This window comes from Tenacibaculum pelagium (genome assembly GCF_014062345.1).
Lineage (GTDB): Bacteria > Bacteroidota > Bacteroidia > Flavobacteriales > Flavobacteriaceae > Polaribacter > Polaribacter pelagius.
Window position 1 is genome coordinate 82,711 of record NZ_JACGLS010000006.1, and the last position, 13,093, is coordinate 95,803.

Annotated in this window: 11 protein-coding genes; 6 read left to right on the forward strand and 5 right to left on the reverse strand. The window is 31.6% G+C overall.

From position 1 onward, the window contains the following. Nucleotides 1–56 precede the first annotated feature (56 nt). Complete coding sequence (locus H3Z83_RS11595) at nt 57–818, forward strand: TerB family tellurite resistance protein (RefSeq protein WP_182125658.1); 762 nt, start codon at nt 57–59, stop codon at nt 816–818. Nucleotides 819–898: 80 nt separating this feature from the next. Here H3Z83_RS11595 and H3Z83_RS11600 read toward each other — a convergent pair whose 3' ends face one another. From H3Z83_RS11600 to H3Z83_RS11610, 3 genes are read right to left on the reverse strand one after another with little or no spacing between them, the layout of a single operon-like run. Beyond that, entirely contained in the window at nt 899–1,420 is a 522-nt protein-coding gene (locus H3Z83_RS11600; protein WP_182125659.1) for a hypothetical protein, read from the reverse strand. A gap of 28 nt (nt 1,421–1,448) precedes the next feature. Further along, complete coding sequence (locus tag H3Z83_RS11605) at nt 1,449–2,918, reverse strand: SusD/RagB family nutrient-binding outer membrane lipoprotein (RefSeq protein WP_182125660.1); 1,470 nt, start codon at nt 2,916–2,918, stop codon at nt 1,449–1,451. 19 nt (nt 2,919–2,937) lie between these two features. Then, nucleotides 2,938–6,033, reverse strand: a complete 3,096-nt coding sequence (locus H3Z83_RS11610; protein ID WP_182125661.1) for a SusC/RagA family TonB-linked outer membrane protein — start codon at nt 6,031–6,033, stop codon at nt 2,938–2,940. 216 nt (nt 6,034–6,249) lie between these two features. Here H3Z83_RS11610 and ileS point away from each other — a divergent pair, with 216 nt between their 5' ends. Genes ileS through H3Z83_RS11635 form a run of 5 tightly spaced genes read left to right on the forward strand, consistent with a single transcriptional unit; the run spans nt 6,250 to nt 12,020 of the window. Further along, a complete protein-coding gene (gene ileS, locus H3Z83_RS11615) occupies nt 6,250–9,657 on the forward strand; it encodes an isoleucine--tRNA ligase (RefSeq protein ID WP_182125662.1) in 3,408 nt (1,135 codons plus the stop codon). A gap of 4 nt (nt 9,658–9,661) precedes the next feature. Next, a complete protein-coding gene (locus H3Z83_RS11620; protein ID WP_182125694.1) occupies nt 9,662–10,039 on the forward strand; it encodes a TraR/DksA family transcriptional regulator in 378 nt (125 codons plus the stop codon). A 49-nt stretch (nt 10,040–10,088) separates the two neighbouring features. Then, complete coding sequence (locus H3Z83_RS11625; protein WP_182125663.1) at nt 10,089–10,739, forward strand: hypothetical protein; 651 nt, start codon at nt 10,089–10,091, stop codon at nt 10,737–10,739. Between the two features lie 43 nt (nt 10,740–10,782). After that, on the forward strand, nt 10,783–11,364 hold the full coding sequence (locus tag H3Z83_RS11630) for a lipoprotein signal peptidase (RefSeq protein WP_182125664.1): 582 nt from the start codon (nt 10,783–10,785) through the stop codon (nt 11,362–11,364). Nucleotides 11,365–11,417: 53 nt separating this feature from the next. Next, entirely contained in the window at nt 11,418–12,020 is a 603-nt protein-coding gene (locus H3Z83_RS11635; protein WP_182125665.1) for a DUF4230 domain-containing protein, read from the forward strand. Here H3Z83_RS11635 and H3Z83_RS11640 read toward each other — a convergent pair. Continuing rightward, complete coding sequence (locus H3Z83_RS11640; RefSeq protein ID WP_182125666.1) at nt 12,017–12,430, reverse strand: DUF6691 family protein; 414 nt, start codon at nt 12,428–12,430, stop codon at nt 12,017–12,019. The genes H3Z83_RS11635 and H3Z83_RS11640 overlap by 4 nt on opposite strands. A gap of 1 nt (nt 12,431) precedes the next feature. Continuing rightward, the gene (locus H3Z83_RS11645) at nt 12,432–12,992 is read right to left on the reverse strand and encodes a YeeE/YedE family protein (RefSeq protein WP_182125667.1); all 561 of its coding nucleotides are present in this window, start codon (nt 12,990–12,992) and stop codon (nt 12,432–12,434) included. Between the last annotated feature and the right edge of the window lie 101 nt (nt 12,993–13,093).

Here is a 13,093-nt window from a genome sequence, read left to right on the forward strand (position 1 = left end):
ACAAATCACTCTTTTATAAAGAGTTAATACTATCTTTACGCCTTTAAAATTTAAGAATGGGAAAATTTGCAAAATGGCTCGGAGCTGGAGCAGGATTTACAATGGGAGGTCCTATTGGAGCAATAATAGGATATGCTGTTGGTAGTTTTATTGACGGAATTTCGATTGAAGATTTTACACAGGAACAACAAGATTATCAAAGACAAACACAACGTCAACATCAAAGAGGTAGAGCTACTTCAGGTGATTTTGAAATTAGCTTATTAATTTTAGCTTCGGTAGTTATAAAATCGGATGGAAGAGTAGACCAAAGAGAGTTAGATTATGTACGTATGCACTTTGTGAAAATGTATGGTAAAGAAAGAGCAAATCATGCATTTAAGTTGTTTAACGGAATTATGAAACGACAAATTTCAACACGCCAAGTTTGTATGCAAATTCGTCAACATATGTCGCATTCTTCACGTTTACAATTAGTTCATTTTTTATTCGGAATAGCCAAAGCAGACGGACATGTAACGTCTCCAGAAGAACAAGAAATAAGAAAAATATCAGGGTATTTGTATATAAACGATTATGATTATTCATCAATTAAAGCAATGTTTTATAATGAAGCAGATAGCGCGTATAAAATGTTAGAAATTACAAAGTTTGCTACAAATGGCGAGGTGAAAAAAGCGTATCGAAAAATGGCTAAAAAATATCATCCAGATAAATTAGAAGGTTTAGGAGAAGAACATAAAAGAGGAGCGAATGAAAAATTTCAAAAAATTCAATCAGCTTACGAACAAATAAAAAAAGAAAGAGGAATGGCTTAATTTTAATGGCTCCTTTAAAAGTAAAGAAACCACCCTTAATTAGAGTGGTTTCTATTTGTTAATCAAATAATTATAAACGACTAATCGTTAATCTTAATAGTTAAAGTATCATCAATTATTACTCCAGCTAAACCTACAGGAAAAAATTGTAGTTCAATAGTTTCTTCACCTTCAGTTACTCCATCATTATTTATTGTAAGTATATTACTTACAACATTATTTAAGCTTTGAGTAGCATCATAAGGGTAGTAAAATCCATCTTGAAGTAAATATATACTAACATTAGGATAGATGGGATCTAAATTAAAGGAGTAATCTACACCTTCAGTTGCAGTACCTCCAACGACTCTTATTCCTATTTGCCCTGAAACCCAAGCATATAATTCTTGAGCATCTATTTTTCTTTCAATTAAATTTTCTTGAACGATTGTAAAACTTGCGTCATCTCCTTCATTAACAGTAATTGAACTTTCTTCAATTACAGCATTAGTGCTGTTAAATCTTTCAATATCCTCAACACTTACATCTTGATCACAAGATGTGAAAATTAACCCAAGTGCGAAAATAGCAGATAAGATTTTTATATTATTTAATGTTTTCATTTTTTATAAATTTATAGATTTCTAAATATTAATTAACATCCCAAAAAATCTTAGAAGAGAAGCCGTCACTTCTACTTTGATTTATAACATTGCTAGAATTACCTGAGTATTCAGAGGCAGGGTATAATAGTCTTACAGGGATATTTGAATCTGTAGAGCCACTTGGTAATGGTAAGTTTGCTGGAAAACCAGTTCTATTATATTCAATCCATAATTCAGCTCCAGATATACTAGTTAAAGCAATCCATTTTTGAGTAATGATTGCTCTTAAAGCATCTCCTCCATTATATCCTAAGTCTATATTAGAATCATTATTAGAAATGTAAGTGGCAGCGTCAGAAGCTCCAAGTGTGTTAAAAGAAGCATTCACACCTTGATCAAATAATGCTTTAGCATTGCCTGTTAAATATCCTCTTTCTATTGCTTCAGCCTGTAAGAAATAGCTTTCAGCAGCAAGCATAATTGGTAAACGAGCATCGGCACCTTTTAAAACTCCAACTCCAATTGAAGCAGCATTTCCTGTACCATTCTGTTGAGTAGCAGTAAAGTGACCACTTATAATATTTGGTCTCCATAATCTATTTAATCTATTATCATTTGAATTAGTTAATAAATCAAAAGCAAATTGAGAAGGTCCAGTTTGTCTACCTTGACCTGTAGGGACACCTGCTACATTAAAGCCATATCTTTCCCAGAAAGGGTTTTGTATGTCGTCAGCATTGGCATAACCTGGATTCACACTAACATCCTGAGAAATAAATTGAGCACTACTTAATTCGGCAAATTTAGTATTTACATAAGTAAGTAAATCTCCACCGTCATTTTCAGCTTTTAAAACTAAACGCGTTAATAGTCTTAGTTTTAAAGTTTGTGCAAATTGTTTCCATCTTGGCATATCACCTCCAAAAACTATATCAAAATTACCAAAATCTTCAGAATTTGCACCATTATCTATCAATTGAATTGCTTCATCGGTTAGAGAGATCAAATCTTTGTAAATAGCTTCGGCATCATCATATTTATTGAAAAGGTTTTCACCTCCTTTAAAAGCTTCAGTAAAAGGTACATTTCCGTATAAATCTACAATGTATTGCATGTAAAAAGCTCTAGATATTTTAGCCGCAGCTTTTTGGTTGTTCCAGTTTTTACCATCATTATATCGCTCAATAGCTGCAAAATTTGAAGCAAAACGATACATGTTATCCCAAACTTCATCATAAAACGTACTAGAAAGTAAATATCTACTTTCATCACCATAAGCATCATTAAAAGCATTATAGTTACCAGACCAAGCAACACCCATCCAGTTCCCAACTCTGTTTAATTCATCTGCATAATTTTCAGCAGTTAAAGTCTGAGCACCTACGAATAATCGGTTAGGATCTACATTTTCAAGTATAGGATCATCTACACTATCATTAACATCTAAATAATCATCACAAGATACAATGCTTATAAGAAGTAATAATAAAGATGTTATTTTTAATATTTTTTTCATTTTTAATATTTTTTATTTTTTAAAAAGATAAATTAACAGAAAGTGTGTAAAATCTTGTAGGAGGTGTTATGCCATAAAAAGCAAGACCATTTCTTCCTCCATATTCAGGATCATTATAATCTAAATTTTCCTCAGGTAAACTTGTCCATAAATTTCTACCACTTAAACCAATATTGAATCTACTTAAATTTAACTTTTCAGTAAATTTAGCAGGTAAATCATAACTTATAGAAACTTCTCTTAATTTAAAAGCAGTTGCATCTGTAACAAAGTTTTCATCAAATCTAGTATAATTACCAGTATAATAGTCGTAAGCAAAGTTATATGGGTGAATAAAAGGATCAGCACCAGGACCAAAAGGACCACCAGAATTAGCTGTTAATACAGTTGTGTTAGCAACTCCAGATCCTTCAACAGTTGAGTTAGGGAAGATGAAAGGAAGTCTGTCATTATGTGTTGTTTCAATAGTTCTACCTTGACCAGCTAATTGAGCTTTAATACCATTGTAGAAAACATGACCAGTTCTATAATCTCCTACTGCTGCAAAACGGAAGCCTTTATATCTTGCGTTTAAAGAAAAGTTTAAAATGTAATCTGGAGTAGTGTTTCCTAATACTTTTAATTCTGAATCATTAATAGGGTTACCATTAGTGTCTATTATTACTCTACCTTGGTCATCTCTTGAGTAACCTGTACCTAGTAAAACAGGAAATTCTTCGCCTTCAATTGCATAAGCGCCAATTGTACCAGTAGTTTCTCCTACTTCAACTCTGTCAGAACCATCAGTTACTTTGTCTACTACTGTTCTGTATGTACTATAACCTACTCTACCATTTAATTCAAAATTTTCTGTTTTAAAAGGAGTAAAACCTAAATCTATTTCAAATGATTTTGAAGAGGTTTCACCAACATTAATAACTGCATCAGTAGTTCCTGGTGTTCTAGAGCTAGTAATACCTAAAATTTGATCGGTGTTTTTAGAAAAGGAAGCCGATGCATCTAAAGTTATTCTTGGTCCTCTAACATTTAAGAATTCTAAGTTAATATTTGCTTCATAAGAGTTGATGAATTCTGGTTTTATATTTGCATCTACAACAGTTCCTTCGGCAACTAAAGAAATTAATCCTGTACTTGGGAAAGTACCAGAATTTACTGTTCTTCTTGATAATTGATGAGGGTCAAGAGCACTAGCATTACCTGTTTTTACATAACTAGCAGATACTTTTGCTTTGTGTAAAACTTTGGTTTTTAAATTAGGAAAAGCTTTTGTAGGAATAAAAGACATACCTACTGAAGGGTAAAAGAAACTTCTGTTTTGTTCTGGTAACACTGAGTTCCAGTCATTTCTTCCAGTCATATTTAAAAATAAATAATCTTTATAACCTAAGTCAACTTGAGCAAAGACACTAGCAGTTCTTTTCTTTGTGTTTTCTTCTTCAATTGAAGGAACAGATGTTACATTTCCAAAATTAAATAGACCTGGTATTGATAAATCAAAACCTTCCTTTTCGTAAAAAGTTGAACTAAAGTCAGTAGCATTTACACCTACGTTAGATTTAAAGGTTAAATCATCAGTTAAATTATAATCAAAGTTAACTAATAAATCAGTGTAAATGTTTCTGTCATTATAATTATCTACTCTATATCTAGAGCGAATAGATCTATTTCCAGCAGCAGGCCAAAGGATAGTATCTTCAAAAGCGTTTCTTTTTATTTTATCATTGTCTTTAAGACTTCTTACTGATGATCTTAACACTGCGCTAATGTTATCATTGAATTCATAGCTTAATTCAGCAGATAAATCAACGATTTCTCTTCTACCTGGTCTGCGATCATTTTTTAATGTCCAGTATGGGCTATCATCATAAATAGTCCAGTGATCATCATTACTTCCACTATTAAATAATTCTACAGGAATGTTTCCAGGAGTATTCGCTAATCTTCTATAAAGGTCATCATTTACATCATTTGTTTTTTCATCAGTATATCTAGCAATTCCTTGAATTCTTAATTTACCTAATTTCTTTCCAGTAGTTAAAGAGAAATTGTTTTTAACTAACTTTGCTCCAGGAATAACACCTGATAAATCTTGTCTTAAATACCCGAAATTTAAAAAACCAGTTTCAGAGTTTCCACCAGCTATTGATATAGCATTTTGAAAGTTGTATCCTTCGTTGAAAAAAGGTAAAATGTTATCTTCTATATGACTATATGGTAGATTTCTGAAATTTCCATTAGCGTCAGGAGTACCAGCAGAAATGATAGCTCCATTATATGGTACACCCCAAGAACCTTGATCAACTGTTTCAATGACACCTCCCCAACCTTGACCAAAACGATCTTGAGTTTCTGGTAAATATGCAATACTTTCAATAGTAACAGATGACTTAAAGTCTACAGAAAATTTATCAGAACCTTTAATCCCTTTTTTTGTTGTTACAATAATTACTCCGGCTGCACCTAATTCACCATAAAGAGCAGCACCATTAGCACCTTTAATAACATTCATTGATTCAATAGTATTAGGATCTAAAGTAGATAGTACTTCAGCTGTAGAAACAATGTTGTCAATAACGATAAGAGCATCGTTATTTCCAGATATAGATCTAGCTCCTCTTAATGTTATTTGAGTACTAGGTGCTAAACCGGCAGATGTTGTGTTGATTTGTAAACCAGAGACTTTACCAGAAAGTGCTTGAACAGCATCAGGGTTTACAGCTTGGTTTAATTCATCAGCTTTTACAACTTGGTTTGCAGTTGTAATTTCATCTTGTTTACGTTTAATACCAACTGCAGTAACAACAACCTCTTCTAATAGGTTTTGATCTTCAGACATAGTAACATCTATCTTGTTATTTGTTGAGACTATTCTTTCAGTTGTTTTCATCCCCACGAAACTAAAAACTAAGATATCGCCATCTTTTGCTTTAATAGAATAATTTCCGTCAAAATCTGTTTCAACACCAGTTGAAGTATTTTTAACAATAACATTAACCCCAGGTAAAGGGCCGTTAGAGTCTTTTACAGTACCTGTGACTGTCTTCTCTTGCGCAAAGGTTATTTGCACAATAAACGCCAGAAAAAGCGTTAAAAATCCATTAAACTTTTTTTTCATTGTGTTTTTAATTTGAATTAATTATGTCAAAAATCATCATTTTAATTGTATTAACCAATTTTTCGTCAAAAAAAAATGTTTAATTTTAATAAAAATATAATTTTTGTGTTAAAATTTAAACAAAAAACACATTAATTTTTGAGTTTATAAGCTGTTTTTTATCAAGTTTTTCAAGAAAATACGTAATTTCGCAAATTCAATATACAGCAGCATAAAATGAGTAAACAATTCACAGAATATAAAGGACTTGACTTACCAAAAGTAGCAGAAGAAATCTTAAGCTCTTGGGAAGAAAATAACATCTTCGAAAAAAGTGTTTCTACACGCGAAGGGAATAAGCCATTTGTGTTTTTTGAAGGGCCACCTTCAGCGAACGGATTACCAGGTGTACACCATGTTTTAGCACGTGCTATTAAAGATATTTTTCCGCGTTATAAAACAATGAAAGGATATCAAGTAAAGCGTAAAGCAGGTTGGGATACTCATGGATTACCTGTAGAATTGGGTGTTGAGAAAGAATTAGGAATTACTAAAGAAGATATCGGTAAAAAAATCACTGTTGAAGAGTATAACGAAGCTTGTAAAAAAGCAGTAATGCGTTATACTGATATCTGGAACGATTTAACTCAAAAAATGGGGTATTGGGTAGATATGGAAGATCCATACATTACCTATAAATCTAAGTATATGGAATCTGTTTGGTGGCTGCTAAAACAGATTTATAATAAAAATTTACTGTATAAAGGGTATACAATTCAACCGTATTCGCCAAAAGCAGGTACAGGTTTAAGTTCACACGAATTAAACCAACCAGGAACTTATCAAGATGTGACAGATACAACTGTGGTTGCACAGTTTAAAGCTATAAAAGAAACGTTGCCAGAATTTTTACAAGTTGACGGGGATGTGTATTTCTTAGCTTGGACAACTACACCTTGGACATTACCATCGAATACAGCATTAACTGTTGGTCCAAAGATTGATTATGTTTTAGTACAAACATTTAATCAATATACATTTGAGCCAATTCAAGTAGTTTTAGCTAAGAATTTAGTTGGAAAACAATTTGGAGGAAAGAAATTTTATGAAGTTGAAACGGCAGAGAATTTATCAGCTTATGGAGCAGGAGATAAAAAGATTCCATACAATGTTGTAAAAGAATTCGTAGGTAAAGATTTAGTAGGAATTAAATATGAGCAATTATTAGATTATACATTACCATATGAGGATCCAGAGAACGCTTTTAGAGTAATTTCCGGAGATTTTGTTACTACGGAAGATGGTACGGGAATCGTTCATACTGCGCCAACATTTGGGCAAGATGATGCAATGGTTGCAAAACAAGCAACACCAGAAGTTCCACCAATGTTAGTGTTAGATGCGAATGAAAATCCAGTTCCTTTAGTAGATTTACAAGGTAAGTTCAGACCAGAAATGGGTGAGTTTGCAGGTAAGTATGTAAAGAACGAATATTATACTGATGAAGAAGCTCCAGAGAAATCTGTAGATGTTGAAATCGCTATTAAATTAAAAACAGAAAACAAAGCCTTTAAGGTTGAAAAATATGTGCACAGTTATCCAAATTGTTGGAGAACTGATAAGCCAATTTTATATTATCCATTAGATTCTTGGTTCATCAAAGTAACTGATGTAAAAGAAAAAATGCATAGTTTAAACGAAACAATTAACTGGAAACCTGAATCTACAGGAACAGGTCGTTTTGGAAACTGGTTAAAAAATGCAAACGATTGGAATTTATCTCGTTCTCGTTTTTGGGGAATTCCATTACCAATTTGGAGAACAGAAGATGGTACAGAACAAATTTGTATTGGTTCTGTTGAAGAATTGAAATCAGAAATTGCACGTGCCGTTGAGGCAGGAGTAATGACTGAAGATATTTTCGCTGATTTTGAAGTAGGAAATATGTCTGATGAGAATTATGACACTATTGATTTGCATAAAAACATTGTTGATAAAATTACTTTAGTTTCTGCATCAGGAAAACCAATGCAACGTGAAAGCGATTTAATTGATGTATGGTTTGATTCTGGTTCTATGCCGTATGCACAATGGCATTACCCGTTTGAGAATAAAGAATTAATTGATGATAATAAGTCATATCCAGCAGATTTTATTGCAGAAGGAGTGGATCAAACTCGTGGTTGGTTCTATACTTTACATGCAATTGGAACCATGGTTTTTGATTCTGTCGCTTATAAAAATGTAGTATCTAATGGATTGGTATTAGATAAAAACGGACAGAAGATGTCTAAGCGTTTAGGAAACGCAACCGATCCTTTTGAAACGTTAGCAAAGTACGGTCCAGATGCAACACGTTGGTACATGATTTCAAATGCAAATCCTTGGGATAATTTAAAGTTTGATATTGCAGGTATAGAAGAAGTTCGTAGAAAGTTTTTCGGAACGCTATATAATACGTATTCTTTCTTTACTTTATATGCTAATATTGATAATTTCACTTATGCAGAAGCAGATGTTCCATTAAACGAACGTCCAGAAATAGATCGTTGGATTTTATCAGAATTAAATACATTAATCCAGAAAGTTGATACTTTCTACGCAGAATACGAACCAACCAAAGCAGCAAGAGCAATTTCAGATTTTGTTCAAGAGTTTTTAAGTAACTGGTATGTGCGTTTATGTAGAAGACGTTTTTGGAAAGGAGAGTATGCGCAGGATAAAATATCAGCATACCAAACTTTATATACTTGTATGCTAACAGTAGCGAAGTTAAGTGCTCCAATAGCTCCATTTTTCATGGACCGATTGTATAAAGATTTAGTAAAAGCTACTGGTAAAGAAAGTTTTGAAAGTGTACATTTAGCAGAATTTCCAAAATACAATGCTGATTTAGTTGATAAGTCATTAGAGCGTAAAATGGAAAATGCACAAACAATATCATCTTTAGTTTTATCGTTAAGAGCTAAAGAGAAGATAAAAGTGCGTCAACCGCTTCAAAAAATTATGATTCCTGTGCTAGATGCTACTCAAAAAGAAGAGATTTTAGCAGTAGCAGATTTAATAAAATCAGAGGTAAATGTTAAAGAAATTGAATTGTTAGATGATGCTTCAGGTATTTTAGTAAAACAAATCAAACCAAATTTTAAAGCTCTAGGGCCAAAGTTTGGAAAAGATATGAGGCTGATTGCGAATCAGATACAGAATTTCACTCAAGACGATATTGTTAAAATAGAGAAAGAGGGTGAAATTTCTGTTGAAATTAATGGAAAAATGATTACCTTAGAAACCGCAGATGTAGAGATTACATCGAAGGATATCGAAGGATGGTTGGTCGCAAATTCCGAAGGTTTAACTGTTGCTTTAGATGTTACAATAAATGAAGATTTACGTAAAGAAGGAGTTGCAAGAGAGCTGATAAACAGAATTCAAAACGCACGTAAAGATTCAGGTTTAGAAGTAACCGATAAAATAAAGTTAACAATTTTACAAGCTGCCGACTTACAAGAATCGGTATCTGCAAATGCAGATTATATCAAAACAGAAACTTTAACAAATGAGTTGGTTTTCGTTGATGATTTAAAAAGTGGTACAGAAATTGAGTTCGATACCATTAAAAGTAAAATGTTAATTGAAAAAATATAGCATTATGGAAGATGTTAAAATAAGATACTCTGATGATGATTTACAAGAGTTTAAAGAAATCATTTTAAAAAAAATTGAGCACGCAGAAGAAGATTTAAGATTATTACAAGCTTCTTATAAAAACGGTGCTGATAATGGAACTGAAGACACATCACCAACGTTTAGATCGTTTGATGATGGATCTGATACCATGGCGAAAGAGGCAAACATGCAGTTAGCTGTTCGTCAAGAAAAATTTATTCGTGATTTAAAAAATGCATTAATTCGTATTGAGAATAAAACATACGGTGTGTGTAGAGTTACAGGTAAATTAATTCAAAAAGAACGTTTAAAATTAGTGCCTCATGCAACGTTAAGTATTGAAGCAAAACGTAAGCAATAATAATTGTTTATTAAATAACACAAAGCCTCTTTATAGAGGCTTTTTTTGTATGAAAAAAACACTATTAATAATATTTTTATGCTTTTGTTCATTAACTTTCTGTCAAGACAAGTTGATAGAACAGAGGGACGCTTTTCAAAATAATATTGAAATTATTACTGATGGATTGGATAACATAGTTATTGAAAATTCTGAAGATGATATGATAGTAGTGTCTTTATTAGATGAGAATCCGAATACACATAGTATCCTTTTTAAAGAGGAAGATGATGTATTGAGAGTTCAGTTTCAACTGAACTTTAAGACGCCTCAAAACGATGTTTTTAGAAAATACATCACTAAAAGATTACAAAAGGCCAGCGCAGTTATAAAAGTGCCCAAAAATAAAAATATTATTCTCTACGGTAAGGTTATAGGAGTTACTTCTAGTAACTATAAAGGTGATTTATCAATATTTATTGATAGGGGAAATATTCAGTTAAATAAGGTTATAGGAAATATTTACACATCTTTATTTCTAGGAAACGTATATGCTAAGCTAAAAAACGATAGCAATGTTGATATTGTAACAACAAAAGGAGAAATACTTGTTAATAAACAGCAATACAAAAGCAGATATTTTCAAAAGAATGATAATAAAGCTTCTTTAAATTTTACTGTGAAATCTATAAATGGGAATGTTAATTTAATAACAGAGTAAAAACCAATACTTTTCTTATTTTTGCTGCTATTAAATTCTAGAAATGTCTAAAAAAAATATCGCAATACTTACCGTAATTTTAGCAATTTTAATTGATCAAATTAGTAAAATATACGTTAAAACACATTTTCAATTAGGAGAAGAAGTTGTTGTTTTTAGCGATTGGTTTAAAATCCACTTTACTGAAAATAATGGAATGGCTTGGGGTTTTGAGTTTGGTGGTAGAGCAGGGAAGTTGTTTTTAACATTGTTTAGAGTTGTTGCGGTTTCAGGAATTGTGTATTGGTTATGGCAAACAATAAAAAGACAAGCACATACAGCAGTTGTAGTTGCTATAGCTTTAATTTTAGCAGGTGCTGTTGGTAATATTATCGATTCTGTTTTTTATGGTGTTATTTTCGATTCATCATATCATAATGTAGCAACTTTGTTTTCTGATAATCCATATGGAGAATTGTTTTATGGTAAAGTTGTAGATATGCTATATTTTCCGATGTATGAAGGAGAAAGCTTTACTTTTTTTAACGCAATATTTAATGGTGCAGATTCTTGGATAACCATTGGAGTTATACTGTTATTCTTATTTAACAAAGAAGCATTTCCAAAAGAAGAAGCATCGGCATAGTTTTTAAAATAATACTTCATATAGTTTTTCTATATTTATAGAAAAGATATTACATGCGACTTATAAAGTATATAACCATTTTTTTGCTGGGGTTTTTAATAGCCAAATTTTGGTATGATAAAAAAGAAGAAAAGCACCAACAAGAAGAAATTCAGGTAGTTTTAAACGGAATACAAAACTTAAGTAAATTGGTGGTTTCTGAAGGGAGTTTTTCGGAAATGTATAGCTTTTTTGACACTAAAAAATACTTTTATGATTATTTGTCTTTTGAGAAAAAAGCAATGTTATCTGTCAACGCTAAGGTCGAAGTGGGCTATGACTTATCAAAGCTAGAAATTCAAATAGATAGTATAGGTAAGCAAATAATTATCAATAAAATTCCAAAAGAAGAAATTGTGATATCTCCAGATATTAAGTATTTCGATTTACAACAAAGCCAGTTTAATACATTTTCAAAATCAGAATTAAATAAATTAAACGCTAAGGCAATCGAGAAAATAAAATCGACCATAACGGTTTCAAACTTACAAAAAGACGCTCAAGTGCGTTTATTTGAAGAACTGACTAAAATTTATCAACTATCTAAAATATATAATTGGAAGGTAGTTGATAATACAAATTCGAACCTGTTAGATAAAGTTTTAATTAAAGACTAATTAGGTAACTTATTACTTAGTAATCCGTAAATAAAAGTTCCAAGCATTGCACCAATTAAAACAATCATAATTGGGAATATCCCATGACCAATTAATACAAAAATTGGAGCAGGACAAGCACCTGCTAAAGCCCAACCTAAGCCGAAAATAGTTCCACCTACCAGGGTTTTGATAAATCCTTTTTTCTTTTCTTTTATAGTAATTTGATTTCCTAAGTAATCTTTAATTGTTCCGTTTTTAAAGAAATACATTAATACCATCGATACTGCTACGGCAGAACCAATAATACCATACATGTGAAATGATTGAAATTTAAACATTTCATAAATTCTATACCACGAAATAGCTTCAGATTTGGTTAAAACTATTCCAAAGAAAACACCTAGTAATAAAAATTTTAAATTCTTCATGTTAACCAAAAATTAAAGGGAATAAAAACCAAGTCATTAATAAACCACCAATAAAAAAACCAATAACAGCAATTAAAGAGGGCAATTGTAGGCTACTTAAACCTGTAATTGCATGTCCAGAAGTACATCCGCCAGCATAACGTGTGCCGAAACCAATTAAGATTCCAGCAATTAATAACACAGCAAAACCTTTTAGAGTTAACATATTTTCAATGCGAAATATTTCGTTTGGAACAAAAGTGTCACCAGCGTTTGTAAATCCTAAATCAGCTAATTCTTGTACTGTTTTTGGGTTTAAATCTATAGTAACAGAGTTTGATAAGTAGTTCGCAGTTATAAAACCGCCAATAACTAATCCAATAAGAAAAACTAGAGCCCAATCACGTTCTTTCCAATCTTTTTTAAAGTAATCGGAAACTTTCCCAGCACCAGCAATAGTACACATCGTTTCTAAATTTGTAGAAACTCCAAAGTTTTTACCGAAATAGAAAAATAGGAATAACACAAATGCTATTAGCGGACCAGAAATAAACCATGGCCAAGGCTGTAAGATGAAATCCATTTTTAATGTATTTATAAATAAATCATCATTGGTATTATTAATACCACAATTACGATTCTTTAATTATTTTTTGTTTAAAATACAAAAATAGTCGTTTAATT